The sequence below is a fragment of the Rhodopseudomonas parapalustris genome (genome assembly GCF_053772255.1).
On the sequence record NZ_JAMKBZ010000011.1, the window covers coordinates 1 to 26629 of the forward strand.

The window sequence follows — 26629 nt, forward strand, 5'->3', positions numbered from 1 at the left end:
CGGCCGAAACAACTCCACCTGACGATCGTCGCGCGGCTTGCTCACCTATCCCTCCCGACAGACGAACCCGCCACCAAAGGAATCACAAACCGGCCCAATCGAGAATCCCAAAACGCAAGAAAACCGCGGTCGTCCCGCGGCTTCCTGCAAAAGCGAATACTTGCCCACGATCGATCAGTCAGAAAAATCAGCGGCTCCCGAATTGTTCACGGGCGACTACGTAACATTGGAAGCCGTCGACCATCCTGTTGGCACGGAGCGAAGCGCTGCCTAGTCCGTGGTGCATCGAGACCGCGCTGTTGATGGATGCGCTTTCCAGGCGGTCGTTACGTTCAATGGGCTAACGCCGCAGTAAACGAATCAAGCGAAGCAAGCTACCGATAAGATCAGCCGAGAAATTGAAAGCCTGAACAGCATTTCAGGCGACGTTGTCAGCGCTCTGTCTGTCATCAAGCAAGCGATCAACAACGTCAGCGAATATGTCACTTCGACTGCTGCCGCGATCGAGGAGCAGAGTACAGTAACGAACGAGATGTCCACCAGCATGCAACGCGCGGCCGCAGAAGCGGCGGCGATCGCAGGGCGCTAGCTAATCGCCAATTGTCAACACTCCGGATCTCGTATGACTGCTGCCGGAATAGCCGATCGCCGTGCAGGCTCGGCTGACGTTCCGAAGATAGGTGGCTCTCAAACGAACCGGTCAATGTCGCAAAGACCAAGTGCGGGTGGGCTTCTCGTACGAGTGCAGTGTCTCATTTCGGAATCCGTGAACGAGGTCGCTTAACGGTGTCCGAAGGCAGTTCGCCGAAGATATCCCTATACGATCTTGCAAAGTATCCCGGGTTGGTAAAACCACATCGGAATGCAACTCCAGAAATTGTGAGCCCGTCGGCGGCTTCGAGCAAGAGTTGTCGCGCACGATGAAGACGTACCTGTTGAATGAAATGATGCGGCGAGCAACTATGGCGCGCTCGAAACATGCGAAAGATGGTCCTTCCGCTCACACTGGCGACATGTGCCAATTGGTCAATATCGAGCTGCTTGTCCCAGTTGGCATAGATGTAGTCCTCAATTCGTGCCATCTGTCCGGCGCTTCCAAGCGTCGGGGTGCGCTCCAATAGATGATTCTGGTTGTGATTCGTATGTAGTAAGAACCGGAAAATGAGCTCGTGCTCGAATTCGGCTATAGCGTGAGGCGTGAAATGGTCTCCAAACTCATCGAGTTCGATAGCGAACTGGCAGACCGCCTGACGTAAGAGAGCATCTCTTCGGACGTCGTTCCGATTCGGCTGACTCAGCGTAACGGTGGGAGTCGAGTCGAGTCCTGTAAGCGTCTGCAGCTTTCGCGACAGCGCTTCACCGTCCACCCGTAGACTTAGGCACTCGAATCCGCCCTTTCCATATTCGACACTCCAGTCCTCGCAGTCGGGTGGTACGATAAATCTGCGTCGAGTGGCGTACAATCGATACGTTGCCGGCCGATCTGCACCTGAGCAGAATTGCGCAACTGAAACACCCGCCGTGCATATTCCGTCGCACCAAAGTTCACAGTCACCTTGTTGTTGGTTGCGATCCAGATGAGGCCGACCTGGGTCAATCTCACTGCGTTCACACGAAAGACGAAGAGTTCGTCGCTCTTCTCGAAGTCGAATCGCCGCCCACCTGCGTTCGCGATTAGCGATGCCGCGAGTTCGTCAATGTCGGAAGAAACAATTTCGGGGAACCGGCCCAATAGCACAGTCGAATCCGCCTTGCTCGATGTTCGAAACGCATAGTCTTCAAGTCCCGATATACCGGATCGGCACCGAAATCCGAAACCAAATCAATTGCGGTCTTGTTTCTGCTGGCAGATGAGATCTCTAAGCATCGGATAAGGAGCCAAAATCGAACGGAACGGCCACAACCATTAGTTGATAAGGTGGCCTCCAGATTTCGGTGCTTTTCCGATTGGCTCGAGGTGCCGTCCTAGCTGCCAATTCACCGTATGCGTGTGGTCCACGTTCAACGGGAAAGTGTTGTTCGAGTGTTGTTCGCTTGCGAATTTGATTCGGACAGAGGTTCCGGGAGAGTCTTCAAAGAAGAATTTCTGTTGAGGCCTTGTCCAACGGTAGAATTGGGATGTCCATGGGAGAATGAGGTGAGGCGCCGAAGCGGGACAGCAGTCGGTCGTGAAGGTGGATGAAAGGTGACATTATGGACATTTCGCGCCAAGCCTGACCTGTCAGATCACTGTCGTTTGGTGCGACGTCGTCGGGACTGGTGTTGAGCACAGGTGTTCAGATCGAGAGGTCTATGTCAGGCTTGCAACGATGAGCATTAGTTCACTGATTTGGGAGAAAACCATGGTCGTGATCCAGAATGTCTGTTCTCGATGCAGCCGCAATAGGAACTTCAATGGCCGTTGGCGCATCGCGAGTGGCTACGATGTACACGAGTATGTCTGTCCAGACTGCGATGGCAGGATGAATGTCGTTGTGAGGTCCAACCCAAACGGAAGTGCGATCAGTACGGACGGAAGGCGGCTGAGGGGAATTCAGGCCCTGAGTGATGGCGGCGACAAAGGGTAGTATCGGGCATCGCGTCATTTGCTCGCATTGGATAGCGCCCTTCAGTTTGGATGGCTGCTCCTCGGGCATTAGTCAAATAGGGCACGCGCTGCCCGAGGGCGTAGCGGACGATATCCGGGCTGCTGAATTGTCGGCGCAGACAACGGGAGTCCGAGCTCCCAAGTGCAGAATTAGTCCAGGAAACGTCAGCCGTGGCTGCGAAGCGGTGGGCCTCTGCCGGCAATAATGTTCCGAAATCTATCCTGACGCCGAGACCCGTTTGAGGCGGCAACCCCCAATCTTGCGCGCGCTGCAGCGTCGCTGCGAATCACGATGCCCAGCCCCTCAGGCTGTATGACTGCGTGCCGCAGGAAATGGGAGACCCAATCTGCGCTGGATGGCATCTCCAGTTGCGGTATTTGTGTGTTTGGTACGTGCTAGTGTCTGTGGATTGCGACATCGTGTAACCACAGTGCCATATGCATGCATGCCAGGTAGAGAATAAGTAGTTAGAAAGGATCACGTTAGTACGATTGTGTCTCTGTCGAGACAGGCGGTCGCCAGACGAGCAATTAGGTTGTTTTTCGTGGATCCATATGTCGACGTCGGGCCCCATCAAATCGAGCGACCTATCAACCAAGGAGAGCCTCGCGCGATCCGGAGAGCGTAGAGCGATGTGTCTGTTGGGTTGGCTGCTATAAGAACGGCCATGTGAGCACGGTATCCAAGGTACGGAGGAAGTATGGGGTTGATCATCGAGTTTCCTACGAAACGAAGTGTGTCCACGGAATGGATCGTGTCGTCCGTCGAACGCGTTTCAATGGAAGGAAATGCGCTCGCCGAGGTGAGTGCAAGTTGCCAAGAAGTGGCCGGCCGGCTGCGACACGAATTGGATCAAATGGCCCTCCTGATTCCGACCATCGAGGATGCGCGTATAAGGGGCCATTTGAGCGCGAGCATCAACGCTAATCGAGATCGGCTTGCAATCGCCGCGAAGCAGTTGAACCACCAGACAAAGACTCTTCGTCATCTGCTCTCGAAGATCAACGAGCGCGAGGAGGGATAGGAGCGCACGAGGTCTCCGATCGAGCGCCCTCGATCGTGTGCTGCGATCGCTGTCGGTCGGGCATTAGAAGCGGCAATCTGCCGAAATTGCAACCATAGCCGAGGGGCCACTTAGGAGTGGAGTAGACAACATGCGTAGCCTCAATCGAATCGGGATCAAGCTCGGCTTTGCGGGAGTGATCGGCATTATGCTAGCGGTCGGGATGATCGCCAATCAGGCGGCCACCGAGCCTAAGGTGCGCGAAGCGAACCGACACGCGGACGACGAAGCCCAGATCTCGGAAAACGCTCTGATCGCGGAATCGGAAATGCGAAACATGCAGCTTGCTGTGCGTGGCGTTCGGTTGGCACGCTCGACGAAGGATTTTGATAAGCGACGCAGCCAGTTTCGGGATGCCAAGGCCGCGCAGGCGAAATTGCTGGAGGTATCGATCGCTCTCTCGGCATCGCCAGAAGAAAAGCGGATGTACGGTGAAATCACGAGACTTACGGACGAATATGCCGTCGGCGCAGACGAACAGGCCCAGCAGCAGAAGAAGATGCTCGAACTCAACGAGAAACGCGCCACATTAGCGACCGATTGGGATAGGAAGGCCGACGCGCTTATCGCGGCAACCGGCAACGGCGGCGGCACCGCCAATCTGGATCGTGGCGGATACTGAGTGCTGCCGGTGTGCCGCGTCCCAGTCCGACGCTTAACGCGCGTGAAAGAAGTATCGCGTATTGAGTTCAGTCGGCAACGAGTAGCGTCACCTGCCCCTGAGGTAGTTCGAACATTGCCAATCTGGTGCATATTCCGTTCACTCGGTGATCGCCTAGTTTCAGTCCAGCAGTCCGTTCTCGCTCATAGCGGCGGTCTGCAGCGATGGAGGCGCGCGATAGTCGATCCTTCCGAGTTCATGCGCGTCTCCGGCCTTGCGCAACAGCGAACCGATAGCTCAGACTATGTACGCGGCCAGCAGCTCAACGCGATGCTGCGATTCACCCCCGTGATGATGGTCGCCAATGTCGTCAACGCGGCGGTCTCCGCACACATCGTCAGCACCAAGGCCGGCGCGCTGGCCGTTCTGGTGTGGCTGTCGCTGGTGGTGCTCGCGGCCGGATTTGCGATCCGGTCGTGGATCGATGCGCAACGACGCCCGGGTCGGGGCGCCGCGTCGCCGCGGGCGATCCGGCGGGCGACCTGGCACGGAGCGGGTCTCGGTCTGTTGTGGGGCGCGTTGCCGGCTCTGTGGTTCGCGGAGCTGACGGGCGGAGGTCAGCTTCTCGTCGCGACGCTGGTCACCGGCATGATCTGTTGCGGCGCCTTCGCGCTCGCCACCGTTCCGAGCGCGGCGAACGGCTACGTCGTGTGCCTGACGGCGGGCGGCCTCGCCGGCGTGCTGGGGGCGGACCTCGAACATGCCATCCCGCTCGTCGTGCTGCTGTTGGCGTATTCCGTTGCCGTTTGCTACGCGGCGGTGGGAACCGCGCGCCTCTACGTCGACAAGGTGACGTCCGAGGCCGAACTGACTGAACGCGGCGAGGTGATCCAGCTTCTGCTCAGCGAATTTCAACAGAACGCCTCGGACTGGCTGTTCGAGCTCGATGCCGAGCAGCGCTTTCAGGACGTCTCGCCGCGCCTTGCCGAAATCGTCGGCCTGTCCGAAGACGATCTGCTCAAGCGGCCGTTCGCGGACTGGCTCTCCGCCGCGTCGAAGCGATCCTTCGCGGCGACGTGTGAAGCTGGCGTCGCGTTCAAGGGCTTGCTGGTCGAGGTGGTTCTCGACGACGGCACCCGGCGCTGGTGGTCGATCTCGGCCAGCCCGATCGTGCAACGGGGGCGGCGGGCGTCGGGATGGCGCTGCGTGGGCTCGGATGTGTCCGATGCGAAGACCGCAAAGGATCGAGTGATCTGGCTCGCCACCACCGACGCTTTGACCGGCCTGCCGAACCGGACCACCTTCCGCGACGCGGCGGCGTCCGCGCTGTCGCCGACGGCGCTCGCCGTCGCGGTGCTGGATCTCGACGGCTTCAAGGGCGTCAACGATTCACTCGGGCACGCCGCGGGCGACCAACTGCTCGTCGCGGTCGCCAGACGGCTCAAGACGTTCGAGAGCGCGTCGATCGGAGTCGGCCGGCTCGGCGGCGACGAGTTCGGATTGTTCTTCGAGAGTATGGGCCAAAGCGAGGTGGTGTCGACCTTGCGGGCGATCGGTTCGGCGATCGCGCAGCCATTCGCGCTCGATGCGGCGAGCGTCGTGATCGGAACGACCGCCGGCGTCGCCTTCCGAACCGATCTTCAGGAGAACGTCGACCGCTTGCTGAACGAGGCCGATACCGCGCTCTACGCCGCCAAGCACGGGTCCAAAGGCTCGGTGGCGGTGTTCGATGCCGCGATGGACCAGGCGCAGCAGGAGCGGCGCGAGTTCGCCGAGGATTTGCGCCGAGCGCTGGCTGCGAACGAGCTCTGGCTAGCGTTTCAGCCGGTGGTCGACATCGCGACGTCGCGCGTCGTGTATTTCGAAGCCTTGCTGCGCTGGACGCATCCGACCAAGGGGCTGGTGCCGCCAGATCGCTTCATCGCCGTCGCCGAGACCACCGGCCTGATCGCCGAAATCGGAAAATGAGTGCTGAAAACGGCGACGCGGATTGCGGCGACCTGGCCGGACGACATCGGCGTCGCGGTCAACCTGTCGCCGGTGCAATTGGGTGACGAGCGGCTCGACGAAATGGTGTTCGGCGCGCTCGCAAAGAGCGGCCTCGATGCTCACCGGCTCGAACTGGAATTGACCGAAGCAGTGTTTATCCGCCACGGCGAACGGGCGCGGTCGTTCATCGAGAAGATGAATGCGGTGGGCGTTCGTATCGCGCTCGACGATTTCGGGACCGGCTTCAGTTCGCTCGGCTATCTCACCCGGCTGCCGGTTCACAAACTGAAGATCGACCGCTCGTTCGTCTCCGGCCAGACCGCGCTGAAGGAGCGCAACGCAGTGATCTCGGCCGTCATTAGCATGGCGCGGGCGTTGTCGATGGAGACCACCGCGGAAGGTATCGAGAACGAAGCCGAACTGGCGTGGATTCGCGGACTGGGGTGCAATCAGGGCCAGGGCTATTACTTCGCAAAGCCGCTGCGCGCCGAAGACGTCCAGCCGTTTCTCGATCGCCGCAGCCGCCGCCGTGCACGTAAGGCGCGGATCAGCGAACCTTTGGCCTGCTGACGTCACGGTATCCGCATCACCCGCAAGAGGGTGTCGCGGTCGCCGAGCGCGGGGGAGATTTTACGGCTTGTCCAAACAGAAGACCACCTCGACGATCGAGCGGGCGTCGTCGATCCCGGATGCGCCGCGGTCACCGAGCATGCTGTGCCCAGATTGTGCCCCAGTCCTCTCGGGGCACTCCGCAAGGGAAGTAAAGTCCCAACCCTTTTAAATATTGATAAAAATGGTGGGCGCACAAGGGATCGAACCTTGGACCTCTCCCGTGTGAAGATCACGCTCACCAGCGTCGAATTCGATCTCCTGCTCGGGTTCTGCCGCAACCCCGGAAAGGTGATGTCGCGCGAGCAACTCATCGCGCTTGTGCATGGGGGAATGGCTGGGTCGATTGAGCGCAGCATCGACGTCCATATCAGCCGCATCCGACCGAAACTGGAGCCTGACCCATCCGATCGCTCCATGATCAAGATGGTGCGGTTGGGAGGATATGTGTTCACGCCGTCAGTTGAGGAACATCGATGAAATTGGCGCAGCGGCTTATGCCACGAAGCATCACGAGCCAGATCACGTTTATCGTAGCTGTTTCCGTCCTGCTCGCGGTCGCGCTGCTGGCATCGGTGCTCATCCTTTTCATCGGCCCGCCGGCCAACGACAATCGGGCGGCGATCGCACGGATTGCAGAAATCTCGCGACTTGCCCGCAATGCGAGCACACCATCGGAGCGGGACGCGATCATTTCAACAGCGCAGCGCCTCGATCCGCAGATCAGGCGCGTCGCAATCGGCGAGCTTGTGCCGATCAAAGACAATAACGGGTCGCTTGTACCGTGGCTCGTTGAGCGCGCGTTGACGAACCAACCCGACGTTGAGTTGATTGCGGACCTTCGCGATCCTAACGGACCAGAATCGCAGGTCGTTATGCGATTGGCTGGTTCCGAGGCTATGGTGTTCGAGTTGAGAGTTGACTCGCCGCTGTGGCGCATGTTGCTCGCGCCCGCTGCTCTGATGGCAACGATCATCGTGGTTTCGACCGTGTTGCTATCCTTGTATGCGGTCCGCTGGGTGGTGACTCCGCTGGCCAAAGTTGCCGATGCCGCAGCCTCGTTCGGCCAAACGTCCCTGGCCTCAGAGGCGCTGGCTAGAAGAGGTCCGCAAGAAATCATCCAAGTCACGGATGCGCTCAACGACATGCGCACCCGTATCCGCGACTGATCGACGACCGTACGCGCATGCTGGCCGCGATCAGCCACGATCTGCGAACGCCTCTGACGAGGCGTCGGCTACGAACGGAGCGGGTTGCAGATTCGGATTTGCAGGCCGCGATGCTGACCGACATCACGACAATTAGTCGAATGATGGATGAGACCCTGGATTATCTGCGGGACGACGCCCAGTCAGAGACGGTTACCCGAATCGATTTGCCCAGCTTTCTGAAGACTATCTGCTTTGATTTAGCCGACATGGGTCACGACGTGGCCTACGTCGGCCCCGGTCGCCTCTCATACGAGTGCCGTCCACGCGCGTTGTCTCGCGCCATCACGAACATCGTTGGGAACGCGGTGAAATTTGCTGGAAAGGTTTCGGTAGCGCTCGCGGAAGACGAGACCGGCCAAATTGAGATCGAAATTGCGGAAAATGGTCCCGGTATTCCCGAGTCTATCCGCGATCGCGTGTTCGATCCATTCTTTAAGGCCGACAATGCCCGCACCTCGATCAATAAGGGGTTCGGTTTGGGCTTATCTATCGCGCGAGAAGTCGTCCAGCGGCACGGAGGTGCGATCGAATTGAATTCGAACGACCCGACAGGGCTTCGAGTTGTGATGACTATGCCGGCCGTAGGCGCGGTCTCGTCAAAGTCCTCGAAACGGCAGTGCGCGTGATCAAGCCAAAGGGCTGCGCCGAAGCGTCCAACCCAACCGAAGTGACCGGATATCGTTCACTCCGCAAGATTGGTCGAGCATCGACGGCGCGTCACTTCTACAACGTCGACTCTACCTATTTGGAAAAGTTGCAGACATCATCGCTTGCGGCGCGGGGGGATTGCGGGGAGCTTGAGTGGCGAGACGCCATTGTTGCGCAATGTCGTGGCGATCGCGGTGACGCGTGCTCATCACTCTGTTGATTGTAGCGCGAAGGCACGTCCAATGCCTCCGTTGCCGCCGACTGGTTGGCGGTTGTGTTCGTGACCATATCGAACCCGAAGATAGCCGGGACCTTCTCACTCTTGATAGGTTGCCGGCCGGTAGGAAAGCCAATGGCGCCATGAGCGCAGCGGCGGCAGTCGGCAGCCACGAGGGTTCAGTCTATGGGCCTGCCAAATCGTCAGGACCGAGATATGCGATGTCGATTTTACTGACGTCCTGCGCGACCTGTGCGCGAAGGAGTCCGGCTCGAAGCGGATAAAGTGCTGCCTGGACGGTGCCAAGGGGCGTGCCGTCGGTCGAGAGCACTCGTGGCTGACCCGCCCAGTTGTGAACCTGAACTGCCGTGCCAGGCGGAGGGGGGGCGCCCAGCCATGCGACATTCGCCCAATAGCGTCGATCAGCCCAGATGCGTTTCTCGGCTGGCGTGAAGCTCTGGGCGAACTCCGCCCATATCGGCTTTGTCTCCAGCGTCGGCCAGTCAGGCAGCGCGCTCCAGGCAGCGACAGGCTCGGAGTTGAGCCATTGTCGCAACTCCTGACCCGTCGTGAACGTCGCGCCAGTGTCGGTCACCGCCTTGATCGCTGCCAGCCGCGAATTGAAGCCCGCCTGGATGAGGATGGACGCGGAACGGTTCAGGGTGCCGGTCTCGACGGCCGGCACCGCGAGACCAAGTTCGTGATCTTCCAACGGCAGGTCGAATACGCCGACCGTGTCACCATTGGCGGCGGCGCGGACGCGGATCGCCTCCATCGCCCAGGGTAGCCGGTAGACCAGACCGCCTTCGACGAACTGTAGGGTTTCCGATGGCTGAGCCCCGCCCAGCGCCGCCAGCCGCTGCCCGAGCAGCCACGCGCGCAGGATGTCGCGCCAATTCGCCGGTAGTGGGTCGGGTGTGAAGGGATAGAACGCGAAGACCCGCTCGGCGAGGCCGGCAATCGCGGTGATCGCTGCTTCGGCGTCTCCCTCGAGGATTGCGCCATTGGCCTGAATGAGAAGCAGGTTGGCGTCGGCAGCGATGGCGTCGAGGGCATGGCCCGTCGTGAGGCCAACGCCGGCCAGGAAATAGCCGCGCCGCCGGGCAGCCGTCGACTGGCTCCAGATCAGCCGGCTGCGGGACACGAGACCGGCCTTGAGCAACTGCTGGACGTGAGCATCCTGACGCTGCAGGCGCCGGTGCCACAGGGACGATTGGAGGATGTCGTCCAGGGCGGCCTCGATCTCTTCGTCGGGAATGTCATTCTCGCCGATGAGGCTGAGGATGGTGGTGTCGAGCGTCGCGACGTGCCGTTCCCAGTCGGCGAGAGCGCGCTCGCGGTCTTCCGGCTTTTCGTTGGCGATCTCGGGGAAGGTCCAAGCGGCGGCGTTGTTGACGACATATTCAACGAGCTGATTGAGGTCTCCGCCGATGCGCGCGCGCATCCGCGTCAGCAGCACCGCGACCAAACGGACCAGACCGCTTTCCATCTCGCGCGCGCCAAGGTCGGTGATGAGCGCTTCCCAATTCCGCCGCTTCTTGGGGATGTCGTCGAACATGGGAAAGAGGACGATGCCCTCGACGTCGACATAAGCTCGTCCCGCCCGGCCGATGACGTTCTTGAACTCGCTGATCTCGATCCGCTCGCCGGCGCGATGTAGGGAGTACATGACGACGGCGGTGGCCGACAGGTTGAGGCCTTGGGCCAGCGTCGGCGAGGAGATGGTGACCTTGAGGACGTTCTCGCGCAGCAAACGCTCCACCTCCTTGCGATAGGCGGTCGGCAGGGCGCCATGGTGAAGGGCGACGCCGAGACGCAGGCATTTGAGGATCGCGTTGTCGGCGCCCAGCCATTCCTCGCCGAGCGCGATGGCAGTCCTGAGGACGTTCGGATCAGCATCGAGCAGCGAGCGCAGGGCGCCGCGCTCGTGCAGATCGACGATGACATCGGCGAACGGCTCGACGCTGCGCCGCTCGGGGCAGAAGACGAGGACGGTCTGGCCGTCGTCGACAAGCCGCCAAGCGGTCGCGAGACAGAGTTCGCGCTGGTCGTCTGGAAACAGGCGGGTGCGGCGGCGCTTCGGCGGAATCCAATTGGGCGGGGCGGCGCCGGTGAGGAAGCGCTGAACCCACGGCCGCTCCTCGCCGACTCTCAGATCGAGCCGGGCGGTTGGCGACCCCCACACCACCTCACCAAAGCGCAGCCGGGTCGGCCGCCAGTCATTCTTGATCAGCCCGCCCGGATGATCGCGGCGCAGCCAGGCGGCGAAGTCATCGAGCTGGTCGCCATCGGGCAGAATGGCCGATAGGCAGACGATCCGGCGCTGCTGGGCATCGGCGCGGCGAAGGAGTCGCTGGATTTGCGCCTCGTAGCGGACCTCACGTTCGTTGAGGCCGATCATGTGCCCTTCGTCGAAGACGAGCAGGCCGACATCGTCGAGCAGCGACGGATCGTTGCGAAGCGCGAAGTCGAGCTTCTCCGGCGTCGCGACGACGATGTCGCGCTCACGGATCGCGTCCTCGTCGAAGCCGCTGACGCCGATGCTGCCATAGAGCGCCGAGATGGTCTTGCCGAGCGGGCCGAAGGTTCGCTGCAGCGTGGTTTCGGTCTGAGCCGAAAGCGCTCGTAGCGGCGTGACGAACACCACCCGCTCGCCGCCCGCGAGGCAGCGCAGGATGCAGAGTTCGGCAATGCGCGTCTTGCCGGCGCTCGTCGGCAGTGACACGACCAGGTCATCGGACTGGTCGACGGCGCGGGCGGCTGCCTCGGTCTGCGACGGCCAGAGGTCGATCTCCGCTTTCGCGCGACGCTGCAGCAACGCGATGAACAGTTCGCGCAACCGCTGCCAGTCGGCCGCCAATCCGCCTGCAGGCTGAAGCGGGACCCTTTCATGGAAGGTGCTCGACCATAGATCCGACAGAAGGTGGATCGCGACACGGTGCGCCCACCATTGGGGCAGCATGTTCATCTCGCCGCAAATCGCGAGGCTCACGCGAAGCCGTTCCAGCGCCTGATCGACAAACGCCTGCTCGCCGCGATCGAGGGCGACTAGGTAAAGCGACATGGCGGCCATGAAGGCGTCGGTGAGTGCCGTATCCAGGCCGTCAAAAAGGAAGTCGTCGCCACCGGCCTCCGGCGGTGCGGCCACGCCCTCGGCTTGGTCGAGCCGAGCCTGGATGTCGGCAGCGATCCGGGCGTCGCTGCCTTGGCCGGAGACCCGGTAGTTGAGAACGCTGCTGCGCAAGACGCCGAAATTGCGACGCATCAACTGAGCTAGCACGCGCTCGATCGGAGAGAAATTCTCATCCGCCTCGACGATGGCGAGGAGGGAATAGGCGCGCGCGGACAGGTGAGCGAGATGATAGGCGGCCGCCGCCATGACGAAATGGAAATCGCGATCGATCTCCTGGCGATTGCCCTTGGCCATCACCGCCTCAAGGGCGGTGGCGGCCTGCTCGAAGGCCGTGCGGGCCTGGGTGGGATCGCCGCCAAGCTCGCGAAGGCGAAGGCCCAGGCCGAGCAGGGAATAGGCGTAGCTATGCAGGTCGTAGCTGAGCTGCGGCGCGAACGCCGGTGCGTCGGCCGGAAGCGCACCATCGCGCCAGATGATGGCGCGGGCCTGCCCGCGTGCGATCAGCCGGCCGCGAAAGCCGGCGGTTGCCGCTTCGGCGATATCCGCGGCAATGGCCTCAGGGGTTGTTGGCATCGGCGATCACTCGATCGTAGACTGCGCCGATAAAGGCGCCATGGCCATCCACGCGAAGCCCGATACCCCATTGATTGATGGGGCCAGGATAGGCCTGAAGGGAGGCGGCCAAGAGCGCCTCCGGGGCGTTGCCAGAGAATGTGAAGAGCAGATGCCGGACGCTCTGCGGCGGGATTCCGTGCTTGAGGAGCGCGTCGTCGATCGCATCGGCCAGCGGCAGATTGTCGAGCTCAAGCAGGCGTGCCGAGATGAAGTGCAGGGCGTGTGCCGAGGGCAGCCCGCCATCCTTATCCAGCCCCGCGCGGGCTTCGGTCAGCACCTGCGCTGTCAAGGCGGCGCGACTCTTCGCCTCCGTCTTGAGGAACTGGAGGCGTTGCGACTGCGGGTCTTGCAGGATGCCGATCACGTCGTCGCCCCGCATCGCCATGTTGCGATGGTCTTTCCAGCGCAGCCGCTTGATCGGCGCGCGGTAGCCGCCGCTATGGGCGTCGATCCACTCCGTCGCGTAGATCTCGCCGAGATCGCCAGACCGGATCTGCTTGGTGGTCGGGAGCTTGCTCTCGATCAGCGCGGCGGCCGCAGGCTTGCCGAGCCGGGCGAGTGCGCGCGCCACCTGTTCTTCCGAGGCGTAGTGCCCGGGCACGATGGCCGCCGTCGCCTGAATGCCGACCGCAAGATTTGCGGCCTGGCCCGTCATCACTCGACGGTGATGATTGCCCACCCGCTGGTCGACCGAAATGCACCAATCATTGAATTGCGCCACCCTCGTTCCTCCCGGTCACTGAGGAAAGAGGTCGCGGACGCGAATGAACGGCGCGCCGGTTTCAGCGGCGCGGCGGACCTTGCGTTCAAGAACCTGATTGAGCGGGAGTTCACGGTCGAGCATCTCATAGAGGTCGAGGCCGTCCATGCAGATGACGCTCTTGCCGCGTCCGAAGGCGGCGAGGCCGTCCTCGGTGAAGCCGCTGTTGCTGACGAAGAGACCACAGGTCCAGGCCGCCTTCTGCTCGATCTTGCCGTGGAAGGTGTGCAGCTCGGCGACGCCGATCGGCTGGCCGTGCCATTTGGCTTCGAGCAGGTAGATCTCGCTTCCGAGCTGGAAGCTGCCGTCGATCTGCGCGCCGCGCAACCGGAAGGGCTCCCGCGCTGCCAATCCGAAGGTGTCGAATAGTCGTTCGAAGAATCCCTCGAACGCATAGCCGTGCGCATGCGGCGTCAAGGCCGTGACCTGCAGCAAGTCCGCTTTGATCTTCGCGATCGCCGCGCGGTCGACGGGAACAGACTGGGGGCTTACCGAAGGGCGCGACGGTACACCACCACCCGATAGGCGGTTGATCAGGCCCTGGTAGCGTGTCTCGGCATTGGCGACGGGGTCGGCGCCGCCGGAGCGGGCCAGATACTCGCTGCGATGCTCCCAGAGCGCTTCCAGGGCGCGAATAGCGGTCGCGTCATCGCAGGTCTGGAGGAAATAGCGGAGGCGCTTGCCCTTCGATCCGCCGTTGGCCGCGTATTTCGGATCGTCGATGTTCACCTTGAGTACGGAGGCGAAGAAGTCCGAAAAACTGGTGTCGGAAAAATCCAGCACGAAGCCCGGGCCCCGGACGAAGTCGACGAGGTCGTCAATGAGACGCAGGTCAATGGATCGAATCGAATTGATAGATCTTCCTCCCCAGCGGACAGCCTTGAGTTAGCTGTTGATCGTTTCTTCAAGGGCGGCAATTTTCGCCAATATGTCGTCGAACGATGGCGGTGTCTGGTCAAACATCATTGGCGCCATCGCCCGGTAATCCGCCTTCAGGTCTTTGACGCGCGCGTCGTCCGGCGTCAGCCGGATCGTGCCTGGCTGAGCCGTATCATAGCTGGCCCAGCTCGAGCGGAAAAAGGTCGCTTTGTGATGCGCGACCTGCGCCAGCAGATCGAGGTCGGCAACGGCAGCTCGGCCCTCATCCGTGTCGAGGAGCATGGCGAGGTCGTAGTAGTGCCGAGAGAAATACTGCGGCGTCGGTGATTGCGCCGGGCGATGCGCCTCCGCATGGAGCGCGGTCGCCTTCTCCCAGAAGGTGCGCCGCGCTGACAGCACGGTCACGCTGGTGTCGGGATCGGCGAAGAAGTCCGGATAGTCGTGGGCCGCGTAGGGACTGATTACCTTTTCTTCGATCGGCCAGGGGGCGCCGCGCGCGCCGAGTTCGAATTTTACCCGCGGGGTGATGTAGGCCATGCCTTCGTATTCGGCGGCAGGTAGCGCAGTCGGATAGTGGAAGTTGACCGTTTGGGCGTCGGCAGCGTCTATCTCCAACGACCACTCGCCGTTGGTCGGTTCGCCGAGCTGCTCGACGATCGCGGCGCGGAGCGCCGGGAGAAGTTTCTCGGCGATGTGTCGCTCGACGTCGCCGACCAGGTCGTCGATAAGCCGGGCCGCCTGCTTCCTGCTGATCCCTTCCTTTTCGGGATCGCGCTCGCCGGTATATCCGAGTTCTGCCCGGTCGAACGATAGGTCGATGTCCTCGGAGAAGCGGCGGATGGCATTGAACGCCTTGGAGAGCGACGTGCCGCCCTTGAAGACGAGGGTGGCCGTGGCGCCCTTCGGGAGACCGAACAGGCGCCTTAGGCTCCAGCAGAGCCAAAAGTCCTTTTCGATGATCGTGTCGGCGACGCCCCGGCCGGCGCCGGTCTCCCCGAAGAGAGCCGCGCGATCGTCGGCAGGGAGACGGGCGACGTCATCCATCGATATCGGCCACCGCTGCGTTGGCGATCGAAACAAGCGTGGGCCGCATCCAGGCAGGCGCTTGAAGAGCGGTTGAGGCCAACGTCTTCTTGTCGCTGGCCGAAAGCTGGCGCGCCGCGACCTGCGCGACGTCAGCCGCCCGAACGGGGCCGACATGGCGAAGCGCCTGAACCACCGTTCCGGCAGGGCTGCCGGGCGCGATTAGATGCTTGGGCGAGGCGTGGCGAAGATCCACGACGCGGTTTCCCAGCACGACGCGCCGTGACGGGCCATCGGTCAGGTAAGTGCTTTGGGCCGGGACCTGCGCCGAAAGGCCGAGCGCGTTCGCTGCCCGTGCGCCGGCGATCTGCACCTGGGAGCCGGTCTCCCGGGCAAGAGCGTGTGCGACATCGTCCGGCGCAGGGGACAGTGCCCCGAGCTTCGGGTGCAGCTTGGGGAAGTCGTAGAGCCCACGCGCAAGCCGGCGGAGCTGTCCGCCCTTCACCAGCCGGGAGAGGGCCTGATCGACTGACGGGCGAGCGGCAACCGTGAGGAAGTCGCTGGGCGTGAAGACGCTGCCGCGTCCGCTGGCGCGGACGCGCTTCATGACCCGGTCAGGAACAGAGGCGGCTACCGTCTTCATGCGTCAGAAAATAATGCATCTTTTTCTGACATGCAAGGGCGTGCACGAGGAGCCTCCCGCTGTTTACTCGGAGGGAGGGCCGAGCTCACGACAACGTTGTGGATCGGAGATCCTCGGTGATTCCTGAAGAAGCTCATGGACGCGACCGGCGATCCGGCTTCACGCCAATGCTGATGTCCTCAACCGGGCTCCGTGCGCGGAATCTGACAACTCACTTGTGCGGAACGTGCTATGGCTTAACTATCTATATATCCGACCGAGCGGGGGCGCAGTTAAGAAGTGGGGCATGACTTTTTGAACGTCGAGATAAAACCAACGAAGCATAGTGCTCCGGGGCAATATCTCGGCTTTGCGCTTCAGCCCGTACGGGCGTTCTATCACCTGCTCACCGCGCCCAAAGGTGCCAAGGTTGCTCTAGCAGGCTGTTGAAGAAGTCCTGTTTTTGGTTGGATTGAGTGTCCGCGTCGGCTTGTGCGTTCCGAGCGTCGGCTTTTCCGGACGGCGTTTCGGCTTCGCGCCGCGGAGCCTCACGCGGCTGCTCCCAGTAGTTTTGGTAAGCGGATCAGATTGTAGGCCGCCAATGCCAGGTTGAAGGCGGCGTCGACCCGTTCTCGGCCTCGCAACTTGACCTTGGCGAGGCCGGCGGAGGCCTTGATCCAGCCGAATACTTCCTCGATCCGCTTGCGGCAGCGCTGGCTGACCGCGTAGCCGGGATGACGCGTCGTCCGCCGGTCGATCGCGGTCTTGCGTGGCTTGCCGGTCTTGCTCAGATGCCCATCGATGGCGATATGCGGCGTCACCGAGCGGTTTCTCAGCTCTCCGACAAAGTCGGTGACGTCGTAAGCCTTGTCGGCTCCCAGCGTGATCCGGCGCGTGCTATCACCGCGATGGCGGTCGATCAGTTCCAGCGCCTGATCCCGCTCTGCCGTGCCGGTGGCTTGGCTGACGCCGCCCAGCATGGCGAGGCCATTGCGGTTCTCCATCAAGGTGTGACCGATGTAGCAGAGCTTGGCCGGTTGGCCGTCGCCCTTCTTGTACAGCCGCGCCTCGGGATCGGTCGTGCTCTGATGCGTCTCGTTGCTGCGCTTTTCCTTGTGGAAGCTGCGCTCGGCGTTGCGTCCCGGCCCGTCGCTGTCCTGGTCGTCGCCGTCCTTGCGGCGGAAGCTCTTGATCGACGCCCACGCTTCGATCAGCGTGCCGTCGACCGAGAAGTGCTCGCTCGACAGCAAACGCTTGACATCCGGCCGAGCGAGCAGCGCCGCCAGGAACTTCGCCGCGATCTCGCCTTCGAGCAGCCGATCCCGGTTCTTCGAGAAGGTCGAGTGGTCCCACACCACATCGTCCACGCCCAGGCCGACGAACCAACGGAACAACAGGTCGAAGTCCAGCCGCTCCATCAACTGCCGCTCCGAGCGGATGCCGTAGAACGCCTGCAGCAGCATCGCCCGCAACAGCCGCTCCGGCGCGATCGACGGGCGGCCGAACGACGTGTAGAGCGCGTCGAAGTCCCTTGAAAGGTCAGCCAGCGCCGCATTGGCAAGTAGCCGGATCGTCCGCAGCGGATGGTCGGGCCGAACCCGAGCCTCCAGGTCTACATAGCTGAACAACGCCCCAGATCGTTCGTCGCTTCCACGCATCGTCTTCCTCTCGAAGCATCCGTATCGAAGGGAATCACGACCAGAGACCCGCCGCCAGGGGCTTTTTCAACAGCCTGCTAGAGCTGCAAGACGATGTCTCAGTCCATTACGCCGATGGCAGTGTTTGTCTTGAGCAGACGAAGAGCGCCTTGAAGCAAAATCCCATTTCGGACTGGGACGAAGACCTTTGGAAGGCCTTCGATAATTGGCGGGTCATGCTTGATGCCGGGCAGTGCCAGGCGGCATCCGCCACTTTTCGGCTGTACGTGACGCCCGCGAAGAAAGGCGCCTTCGCGGAGGCGCTCTCCGCGGCCGCGTCCGACGAAGAGGTTGATGCCACACTCGCCGTCATCAAGGCGAAGCTCGACAAGAAGAAGACTCCGCCAGCTAGCGCGGCCAAGGTGTTGGCGTTGCTCGATGCGCCCAAGGACCATCGCCATGGTCTCTTCCGGAATTTCGAACTGGAGGCGGAGGCGGACGATCCACTGGAAAGCATCAGGGATCGTCTTCGACCGTCGATTGCCGAGGCCCATATCGACATCATCGTCCGCTCCGGCATCGGCCAAGCGAAACAGGCGATGGATCGACTAATCCAGCGGGGCGAAAAGCCCATCCTCGATGCGGAAGCCTTCCGCCGCGATTTCCATGCCTTCATACGCCAAAACAACCTGCCTGGCCTGCTGGCATCGCTCAGCGAGTCGCCCGATGACACGCTGATCGCCGGCATCGCCGCGGCCCGGCCGGTGTTCGTGCGGCAGCTCGAACTCATCGAGGCGACCGAAGAGGACCGGCTTCGCGCCGTCAGCGACTATCTTCGCGCCTCGGCAGACAAGGCCGATTGGGCCGAACGTGGCGAGATATTTTCCGGCAGCCTGGACGGTTGGGACGAAGATCTCCTTAAGAAGTACGGCATTGCTAAAGGCGACGTCGCCGATCTGCACGGAGAGAAGTCGGCGGCGATCCAGGGCCGGCTGATTTACCGTCAGTGTGCTCAGCATGTCGCCCCCCTCGAAGGGCGGGCGGTTCCCAGTCATTTCGTTCACGGCAGCTTCAACGACCTAGCCGATCGTCGTCGCCTTGGCTGGCACGGCGATTATCTGACGCTGCTGGAAGGGGATGGCGAATGACGGCCTTATCCACCTTAGGGCTCACCGAACTCGATATCGTGCAGAATCCTGCGATCGGCGCTTATCTGATCTGGCAGTTCACGCTGGGCTATCAGGAAGACGGTGCCCAAGCGGCGCCGATCCCATTGGCGTTCCTGGTGTTGCCGATGCTTCTGCACCGGCAGACGTTCGATGAGGTGGCATCAACGCGAAAGGCGTCAGGCCTGCCGCTGTTCGCGGCGAAGTTCGAAAAGGAGCGGGAAATCTTGATGGGCATTCATGGGCGCGCGATCCAACTGCGGCCGCTCAGCCTTCAGTCGATCGGCGTGGCCGCGACATCGAAGCTCGTTCGGATCGATTACGACACAGCCCAGCTCCGCGGATATCCGCTCGATCTTCTCAACGCCGCCAAACCGAGATTGCCCGAACGACTGAAGGGATTTGCGGCGGCAGCCGATAAGCTCGGCTACTGGTTCTCCAGGCTCGGTCTAGCGCAGGTGGCCTCGACGCTGAGGGTGGATTTCTAATGTATTTTCAACTGCGCAAACTCATCCTCTGGCCCCGGCACGACGGCGAGCCACGCATTGTCGAGTTCCACCCGGGCGTCGTGAACGTTATTAGCGGCGCGTCGAAGACCGGCAAGTCCGCCGTGATCCCCATTATCGATTACTGCTTGGCGTCCGATAAATGCGCCATCCCGGTCGGTGTTATCCGAGAGAATTGTAGCTGGTTCGGCGTGCTCATCGACACGGTCGAGGGGCAGAAGCTGCTGGCCCGGCGCGAACCCGGCGACAAGCAAAGCACCAGCGACATGGTGATGATCGAGGGGGCCGAGGTCGAAATCCCGGCACACATCGAGGACAAAGGGACTACCACGCAGGTTGTCAAAGCGATGCTCAACCGGCTCGCGGGTCTCACCAACCTCGATTTCGAGCCAGAGGCGGATTCGAACTTCAAGTCGCGGCCGAGCTTCCGCGATCTCATGGCCTTCACCTTTCAGCCACAAAACATCGTCGCCAACCCCGACGTCATGTTTTTCAAGGCCGATACGACCGAGCACCGCGAGAAGCTCAAGACAATCTTCCCCTACATCCTACAGGCGGTGACGGCGGACATCCTGCAGGCCCGGTATGAGTTGGACCGGCTGTCGCGCAATCTGCGCCGGCGGGAGAACGATCTAAAGGCTATGGTGACTGCCGCCAATGCATGGCGGATGGAGGCGCAATCCTGGCTCCGGCAGGCGATCGAATTCGGATTGTTGTCGGCCGACCAGATTATCCCGACGGACTGGCCGGAAATCGTCGATCTGCTCCGCAGAGTCGTCGAAGCTAACGGAGATGCCGCGCATCCCACCCTTGCCGGTGTCGACACCGCGCTCGATCGGCTCCAGGCGCTTCGAGCCGAAGAGACCGTGGTTGCCACCGAGCTGACGCGGCATCGCCAGCGTCTTAGCGAACTGCGCCGCCTGTTGGAAAGCAGCGACATCTACGGCAGCTCGCTCCGTATTCAGCGCGACCGCCTCGCGCTGTCCGACTGGTTGCAAAAGCTTTCCACGGACGCTGAAGCGAGCGAGCCGGTCGCGCTCATATCGAACGGCGGCAAGCAGAAGATCGACCAGCTCACGGACGCACTCGCCTCGATTGAGGTTCGGCTTAGGACCCATCCGAGTGTGTCCGACACGCTGGACCGCGAAGTGCTTCGTCTCCGCGCGGCGGCAGAAACGCAGCTCGTCCGGCTCAACGAGATCCGCCGAGAGATCGGCGTGCTCGAGCGGGATTCGAAGGCAGCCAAGCAGGCCATCGACCGGTTTGACCGTATGGAGCGCTTCCTTGGCCGTCTGGAACAGGCGCTCGAGCTATACGACCGCACCGACCAGTCCGCCGACCTGCGGCAGGAAATTGACGCGCTCAAGGCACAGATCGCCGAGCTACAGCGCAAGGTTTCTGAGACCGAAATCGCACGAAAGCTCCGCAATGCAGTCGACAGTATCGAGGCGACGACCGGACGCCTGATACCCCACCTAGATGCGGAGTGGCCCGATGCGCCGGTACGGCTCATGATCCCCGATCTCACAGTTAAGGTCATCAGGGGCACGCGCGACGACTACCTATGGGAAATCGGCAGCGGCGCCAACTGGCTGGCCTATCACGTCGCTCTGACGCTCGCCCTCCAGGTCTTCTTCCTTGACCTTCCGCATCATCCCGTGCCGGGTCTCCTGATCTACGATCAACCCAGTCAGGTCTATTTTCCGCGGCGGACCGCTGGAGATACCGGCGCGGACCCTGTGACTTGGCGTGATGACGATGTAGTCGCTGTGCGAAAAGTCTTCGCACTTCTGGGCGAGCAGGTAACGGCTGCGCGGGATCGGTTGCAGGTCATCGTGCTCGACCATGCCGACGAGGATGTATGGGGCGATTTGCCCAACGTCATTTTGGCCGAGGAATGGCGCGACCGCGCGTTGGTGCCATTCGATTGGCTTGAAGAGGAATGATCTCGGAACTGCTTTGGAGAATCCTGATCGGCCGAATCGGGGGTGCCGGCCGTCGAGATCGTGCTCCTGGAGTTGCGCGATAACATCGAGATCGGACGGTCTAGCTACGCAATAGGCAATGCTCGCACAATGCGTTATGCTATGTGGCGGTGATGGTACTTTCTTCGTGCGCGATGAAGCCATACACGTCGCCGCAGGCTGGGCCCAAGAAGCGTCTGATCTCGATAGATGGTGAAGCCATCAAAAATTTTTAGGCGCGATTTTCCCTTTAAGATCAATAGTGTAGGATTTTGACGGCCCATGGGTCGGCTTTCTGCGGGCCGAACAAGAAAAGACCACGATAAATCAGTATGTTAGGTGGGTTTTGAACAATTGAGTGGGAGTGAGGGAACGACACAATTGAATAGCGTTTTAGGATAGTTTGAGGAGTTACTGCGGATGGCGAGACTAGGAATTGTCGTTGCCGTTAGCGATTACGGTGGTGAAAAGGACCTGCCAGCCTGTCGCCGTGACGGGTTAGCAATGGCTCGGATACTCAAATCCGCTGGCCGTTTTGACGATGTACTGCATATCGACGCAGACACGACTGCTGCGGTTGTCAAGGAGAAGTTGGCTGATTTTGCTAAGCTTCATCAGGGAAAGGAGATCGACGAAGTTCTTTTCTATTTTACTGGACACGGCGAATTCTTTGGAGATGAATTTTATTATTTATTGACTGACTTCCAAGCGAAGAAACGGAGTCAAACTTCGTTAGAGAATTCGGAGCTTGATGGCATTGTAAGGGCATTGTCGCCTAACCTTTTCGTGAAAATCGTAGACGCGTGTCAGTCCGGAGTGAGTTACATAAAGAGCGTTGATGATATCAGTGAGTATCTGAAAGCGGCAGATAAGAAATTCAGGAAGTTGTACTTCTTGTTCTCGTCACAGTCTGCCCAATTTTCCTATCAGAATGAGAAAATTTCGTACTTCACTGAGGGGATTATCAAGGCCGTCTTAGATCACTCCTCAGGAACGATTAGGTACAAGGATGTGATGTCTTATGTTTCAGATGCTTTTGAGGGGATGAACTTCCAGACTCCGCTATTTGTAACCCAGGCTGATTTTACAGAGGTGTTCTGTGAGGTTTCTCAGGAGCTGAAGGATGCGTTGAAGGAGTTTGTTCAGGAAGAGCAAGTTTCTGCCGAGTTGATGGATGCGAGCAATCCGTACAAGAGCCTTGTCTCCCGACTAAAAGAGGAGGCGAAGAATTATTGTTCGCGAGAGGAGGCGTTTGAGTCTGTCGCTCGCGTTCAATCGATCCTAAAATCTTATCAGTTGCCAGCCGAGCTGCAGGAGTTGTTTGGTCTTCGAATTGAGGAGAGTCTGTCCTCTCCTCCGGATGCCGTGGCGGTAGGGGCGTGGCTGGACAAAGGGGGCGATCGTAAGTTTTTTGCTCGGCCCTTGAGGCGAATGGAGCGCTATAGAAAGCGCGTCGCAAAAAATCCTCTTCTGGGTCTTACGGGGCTTTCAGGGGTACTTGGAGAGGATCAGGTCAGCTATGTGGATGCGGAAAGGCAAGTCATTGTCGGAGTCGATTATACGACTGATATGCCGTTCCATTTTCTAAGCATTCGGCTCTTACCTAAGCTACCAAACCTGGCGCCTGAAGAGTGTTACGTAGTTCCTCTCATGTCTCGATCTTATTTGAAATTGTTTTGGGCTTTCTCATATTTTGAATATGTGGATTGGGAGAGTGCCGAGCGCGTCGGTGAGCTGCAATGGTCAACAGGCGATGTTCTGCTAAAGGATGTCGTGGGGATTCAGGGGCTTGTCGCTCAAATCTGTAGCGCATTCGTGATGTTTGTAGAAGAGTCGCTGAAGGCCCGTTGGTTAGCTGAAGACGCTGTGGATACTGGAAACTAACCATTCTTGTTCCCGGCTCCGGTCCGGAAATCCGAACCGGATCCAATCCATCCCGGTAGCGCCAGCCGCCGCTCACCCCGCCAACACGATCTTCGCCGCAAATCCCCGATCCGTATGCCGGGGCCGGTTCAGCAGGTTGGCAACCGCTCGACATCTCCGGCCTCCGGGATCATGCCATCGCTGACGTAGCGTTCGGCCATCAGGCGCATTTCGTAGGCGCTCCAGTTCGGCATGATGCTCGCCATGGTCTGCTCGAAGCCCCTCGGATGGTCGCCGAAAGAGCCCCCCGAAGGATGCCCGAAGCACGATGTCGCTCTCTCTCAACCCACAAAGGCGGAGATGATCAGGGCGTTGACGATGTCGATGAAGAAGCCGCACACCAGCGGCACGACGATGAAGGCGCGGTGGGCGGCGCCGTATTGCTGGGTGACCGCTGTCATGTTGGCAATGGCGGTGGCCGTCGAGCCCAGCGCTATTCCGCCGAAGCCCGCCGAGATCACCACAGCCTCGTAGTCCTTCCCCATAAACCGGAATACGATCGATATGGTGAAGATGACGGCCAGGACGATCTGCACGACAAGGGCCGAGGCGACGAAGGTGAAGACGCCATTGAGTTGCCAGAGCTGAAGCCCCATCAACGCCATGGTCAGGAACAGGCCGAGGGCGAGGTCGGATACCAGGGTCAGTCCGTCGTCCACGCCGGGCCAAAGTCTCTGGACGCGCGAGCTCACAGCGATGGGCATGAGGTTGCGGATCAGGATTCCGGCCATCAGGCAGCTCACGAAGGCGGGCAGGTTCAGGCCTGTGCGTGTCAGCGCATCATGAATGCCGAGCCCGAGGATGATGGCGAGGTTCAAAGCCAGCACGGCCCAAAGGATGCAGAAGTAGTCGAGCTTGGGCTGACGGCCGTCGTTGGAAACGCCGATGGCGAGTTCGGGGTCGTCGGTGGCGGCGACGTTGTGACGCTTCATCAGGAAGGCGGCCACGGGGCCGCCGATCATGCAGGCCGCTATCAGCCCGACCGTATTGGCCGCAACACCCAATTCCATGGCGTTGCTGATGCCGAGCCGCTCGGTGAATGTCGGTGCCCAGGCGAGCGTCGTACCGATGCCGCCGGTCAGCGAGATCGAGCCCACCATCAGTCCGGCCTTGGCTTCCAGTCCGAACAGCGAAGCCATCCCCATGCCGGCGAAGTTCTGGATCAGCATGAGGACGACAGCGAGCGAAAGCAGGATGACCAGCGGCCGGCCGCCGGCCAGAAGCATCTTGACCTCGGCCTTCAGGCCTATGCCCGCAAAAAACAACAGAAGCAGAAAGTCGCGCATCGCGAGATCGAAGGTGAGCTGCCGATCAAGAAGCGTGTAGCTGAGGGCAACAACCGCTGTGCACAGGAACCCACCGATGACCGGCTCGGGAATGGAGTATTTGCGCAGCAGCGGCGCGTTCAGTGTCGCGATCTTGCCGGTCAGAAGCAGGATGACGGCGATCGTGAACGTATAGAAGGCATCGATTTCCATAGGCTTTTCGGATTCCAATGGGGACCAGGCAGGCACGGCAGTTTTGCCATCACTGCGGACAGGGTTTTAAAAGGGCTGTTCGCTCAACGCGCGCGGTTGGCAGTCATCGGGAGGGGCGGGCGCGGGACACCGCGATGTGCGTATGCCGGCGAAAGCGTGGTTTGGGCGGCGAGTCTGACCTCGGAAGAGGAACGCTTGTCTACCGTTCCACGAGATAGCGGATCGGCGGCTTGCCGACCATCTTGCGAAACATCGTCACGAAACTGCTGGCGCTTTCGTAGCCGAGGTCGAGAGCGACGGTCTGGACCGTCTCGCCCGCGCTCAGCCGCCGCAGCGCGAGGATGACGTGGAGCTGGCGACGCCAGTGGCCGAAACTCATGCCGATCTCGTCCATCAACATGCGGCTGAGACTGCGCTCGCTGAGCGCGACCCGGCCGGCCCATTCCGCAACGGTCGCATGGTCCGCCGGCGATGACACCAACAGCTCGGCGAGTTGCTTCAGCCGGGGATCGGAGGGGATCGGAAGGCAGAGCTGCTCGACGGGAGCTTTGGCGAGCTCATCGAGAATCACCGCAACGATGCGGCCGTCCGGTCCATCGACGTCGTAGCGCTCCGGCAGCTCGCTGGCCCTGATCAGCAGATGTCTCAGCAGATCCGAAATCGCGATCGTGCAACATGTGACCGGCAGGCCCGCGGCCGCATCCGGCGCGACGAAAAGGCAGATGCACTCCACCTCGCCGGAGCCGAAGGCCGCATGCGGCAGACCGCCGGGAATCCAGATGGCGCATTGCGGCGGCACGATCCAGACGCCGTCTTCAACCTCGCAGTTGATGACGCATCTGGCGGAATACAGCAGCTGCGCCTTGTCGTGACGGTGCCGCTTGGATTGCTCGATGCTCTCGAGGCTGCCGACACCATTCGCTGCGACGAGGTCGCGCGGGACCTCATCGACATACGACGACCAATCTCCTCGGAGAGTCAGATCCACGGGGGCTCGCTGCGACAGTGAATTTGGCCGGTTTAAAACATGCAATGTCGTGGTTGCGCAATGACGCCAATTGCGCGTCGCTCTATCGTCGAGGCCAGGCTCCGGTTGACGCGGCTCGCCACCGCCGACCGATCGTGGATGGATGGACCTGTGATGGACGACAGCAGACAAATCCGGCTTCCGCTCGTTTGGCTGATCACGGCGGTCGGCGTGACGATCTACGGCATGATTCAGATTTTCACCTACCTGGCGCATGCCGGTGCGCAGGAGGCGCCGCCGCCGCTGAACTTCACCGCTGCGCAAGTGTGGACGATCGCGGCCTTCTACGGTGCTTGGGTGATCCCGGCTCTGCTGGCGTTGATCGAGCGACGCGCGGCCCATTGGGCGTCGCTGATCTTCGGCGGGATTCTCGTGGCGCTGACCACGCTCGCGGGCGTGTTCGATGGCATCCGCGATGGCGGCCATCTCGTTGTCTTGGTGCTGTGGGCCGTCACGCTTCCCGGCGCAGTCGCAATCGCGCTGTCGTGGCGACGGCTTCGGACCGCCTGATCAGAACGACAGACCGATAAGGAGCCAGCCATGCCGATGGACAACTCGAATTTCCCTTTCGTGTGGATGAGCTACACAGACGCACCCGGTCACGACCATGACGAGGACTTCGCATCGTTTGAAGAGAATCTGAAGCGCGGCGAGCCGTTCGTGGTGCTGACCGATTCCGCCCCGAGCGAAGACCATGAGCATTCGCAGGCGGAACGAAAGCGGACGTCGCTGTGGATGAAGAAGCACAAGGCCGAGCTGCGGAAGCTCGTGTTGGCCATGATCATCGTCGAGCCGAGCGCCGCCAAGCGCCTCGCGTTCAAGGCGTTCGGCATCACGTTCCAGAAGTTCTGGGGCTACCCGATGCTGCTCGCCTCGTCGCGCGAAGAGGCGATGGCGAACGGGCGAAAACTGCTGTCGGATCGCGCCGGGCCGAACGCTGCCTGACGAATGCGCGGCGGTGCGCTGTTCG

The 26629-nt window shown here is 61.0% G+C and carries 19 protein-coding genes and 3 pseudogenes; 13 read left to right on the top strand and 9 right to left on the bottom strand.

All coding sequences use genetic code 11. The features are described 5' to 3' along the window. Window positions 1-358: 358 nt before the first annotated feature. A pseudogene (locus M9H71_RS11630) lies at window positions 359-589 on the top strand (histidine kinase); the annotation flags it as partial. Window positions 590-752: 163 nt separating this feature from the next. On the opposite strand, the gene M9H71_RS11635 reads toward M9H71_RS11630, so the two are convergent. Next, window positions 753-1082, bottom strand: a complete 330-nt coding sequence (locus tag M9H71_RS11635) for a helix-turn-helix domain-containing protein (protein WP_455405282.1) — start codon at window positions 1080-1082, stop codon at window positions 753-755. Between the two features lie 2206 nt (window positions 1083-3288). Between M9H71_RS11635 and M9H71_RS11640 the strand changes: the two genes are divergently transcribed. The 6 genes and pseudogenes from M9H71_RS11640 (at window position 3289) to M9H71_RS11665 (ending at window position 8687) form a co-directional block, all read left to right on the top strand. Further along, entirely contained in the window at window positions 3289-3612 is a 324-nt protein-coding gene (locus tag M9H71_RS11640) for a hypothetical protein (protein WP_110781192.1), read from the top strand. 130 nt (window positions 3613-3742) lie between these two features. Next, the gene (locus M9H71_RS11645) at window positions 3743-4273 is read left to right on the top strand and encodes a hypothetical protein (protein WP_110781191.1); all 531 of its coding nucleotides are present in this window, start codon (window positions 3743-3745) and stop codon (window positions 4271-4273) included. Window positions 4274-4900: 627 nt separating this feature from the next. Beyond that, window positions 4901-6811, top strand: a pseudogene (locus M9H71_RS11650) (putative bifunctional diguanylate cyclase/phosphodiesterase). A gap of 243 nt (window positions 6812-7054) precedes the next feature. After that, window positions 7055-7330, top strand: a pseudogene (locus M9H71_RS11655) (winged helix-turn-helix domain-containing protein); the annotation flags it as partial. Continuing rightward, window positions 7327-8019, top strand: coding sequence for a HAMP domain-containing protein (locus tag M9H71_RS11660; protein ID WP_110781188.1), 693 nt, complete (start codon window positions 7327-7329; stop codon window positions 8017-8019). The pseudogene M9H71_RS11655 and the gene M9H71_RS11660, both read left to right, overlap by 4 nt. Window positions 8020-8036: 17 nt before the next feature. Beyond that, window positions 8037-8687, top strand: a complete 651-nt coding sequence (locus M9H71_RS11665; RefSeq protein WP_110781187.1) for a sensor histidine kinase — start codon at window positions 8037-8039, stop codon at window positions 8685-8687. A 423-nt stretch (window positions 8688-9110) separates the two neighbouring features. On the opposite strand, the gene M9H71_RS11670 is transcribed toward M9H71_RS11665, so the two are convergent. From M9H71_RS11670 to M9H71_RS11695, 6 genes are all read right to left on the bottom strand, one after another. Then, complete coding sequence (locus M9H71_RS11670; protein ID WP_110781186.1) at window positions 9111-12632, bottom strand: DEAD/DEAH box helicase; 3522 nt, start codon at window positions 12630-12632, stop codon at window positions 9111-9113. Beyond that, the gene (locus tag M9H71_RS11675) at window positions 12616-13395 is read right to left on the bottom strand and encodes a Hachiman antiphage defense system protein HamA (RefSeq protein WP_110781185.1); all 780 of its coding nucleotides are present in this window, start codon (window positions 13393-13395) and stop codon (window positions 12616-12618) included. Before M9H71_RS11675 ends, M9H71_RS11670 begins: the two co-directional genes overlap by 17 nt. A 15-nt stretch (window positions 13396-13410) precedes the next feature. Further along, window positions 13411-14217, bottom strand: coding sequence for a restriction endonuclease (locus tag M9H71_RS11680; RefSeq protein WP_110781184.1), 807 nt, complete (start codon window positions 14215-14217; stop codon window positions 13411-13413). Between the two features lie 102 nt (window positions 14218-14319). After that, the gene (locus M9H71_RS11685) at window positions 14320-15357 is read right to left on the bottom strand and encodes a nucleotidyl transferase AbiEii/AbiGii toxin family protein (protein WP_110781183.1); all 1038 of its coding nucleotides are present in this window, start codon (window positions 15355-15357) and stop codon (window positions 14320-14322) included. After that, entirely contained in the window at window positions 15350-15943 is a 594-nt protein-coding gene (locus M9H71_RS11690; RefSeq protein WP_110781251.1) for a DUF6088 family protein, read from the bottom strand. Before M9H71_RS11690 ends, M9H71_RS11685 begins: the two co-directional genes overlap by 8 nt. A gap of 563 nt (window positions 15944-16506) precedes the next feature. Continuing rightward, complete coding sequence (locus tag M9H71_RS11695) at window positions 16507-17616, bottom strand: IS5 family transposase (protein ID WP_455405181.1); 1110 nt, start codon at window positions 17614-17616, stop codon at window positions 16507-16509. Window positions 17617-17765: 149 nt separating this feature from the next. On the opposite strand from M9H71_RS11695, the gene M9H71_RS11700 reads away from it, so the two are divergent. The 4 genes from M9H71_RS11700 to M9H71_RS11715 all read left to right on the top strand — a co-directional run bounded on the left by M9H71_RS11700 (window position 17766) and on the right by M9H71_RS11715 (window position 23115). Beyond that, a complete protein-coding gene (locus M9H71_RS11700; protein ID WP_110781182.1) occupies window positions 17766-18743 on the top strand; it encodes an ABC-three component system protein in 978 nt (325 codons plus the stop codon). Continuing rightward, window positions 18740-19249, top strand: coding sequence for a three component ABC system middle component (locus tag M9H71_RS11705; protein ID WP_110781181.1), 510 nt, complete (start codon window positions 18740-18742; stop codon window positions 19247-19249). The genes M9H71_RS11700 and M9H71_RS11705 overlap by 4 nt, the downstream gene beginning before the upstream one ends. Further along, window positions 19249-21213, top strand: coding sequence for a DUF3732 domain-containing protein (locus M9H71_RS11710; protein ID WP_455405182.1), 1965 nt, complete (start codon window positions 19249-19251; stop codon window positions 21211-21213). The genes M9H71_RS11705 and M9H71_RS11710 overlap by 1 nt, the downstream gene beginning before the upstream one ends. Before the next feature lie 438 nt (window positions 21214-21651). Next, window positions 21652-23115 (top strand): caspase family protein, encoded by a 1464-nt coding sequence (locus M9H71_RS11715; protein WP_455405183.1) that lies wholly within the window; start codon window positions 21652-21654, stop codon window positions 23113-23115. Window positions 23116-23435: 320 nt separating this feature from the next. Here M9H71_RS11715 and gltS read toward each other — a convergent pair whose 3' ends face one another. Continuing rightward, window positions 23436-24632 carry a sodium/glutamate symporter gene (gltS, locus tag M9H71_RS11720; protein ID WP_455405184.1) on the bottom strand — a complete coding sequence of 399 codons (1197 nt, stop codon included), beginning with the start codon at window positions 24630-24632 and terminating at the stop codon, window positions 23436-23438. Window positions 24633-24831: 199 nt separating this feature from the next. Next, window positions 24832-25620: an AraC family transcriptional regulator gene (locus tag M9H71_RS11725; RefSeq protein ID WP_455405185.1), complete on the bottom strand. Its 789-nt coding sequence runs from the start codon at window positions 25618-25620 to the stop codon at window positions 24832-24834. A gap of 153 nt (window positions 25621-25773) precedes the next feature. On the opposite strand from M9H71_RS11725, the gene M9H71_RS11730 reads away from it, so the two are divergent. Both M9H71_RS11730 and M9H71_RS11735 read left to right on the top strand, forming a co-directional pair. Continuing rightward, window positions 25774-26169 carry a hypothetical protein gene (locus tag M9H71_RS11730; RefSeq protein ID WP_455405186.1) on the top strand — a complete coding sequence of 132 codons (396 nt, stop codon included), beginning with the start codon at window positions 25774-25776 and terminating at the stop codon, window positions 26167-26169. Between the two features lie 30 nt (window positions 26170-26199). Beyond that, a complete protein-coding gene (locus M9H71_RS11735; protein ID WP_455405187.1) occupies window positions 26200-26604 on the top strand; it encodes a hypothetical protein in 405 nt (134 codons plus the stop codon). The last annotated feature ends 25 nt before the right edge of the window (window positions 26605-26629 follow it).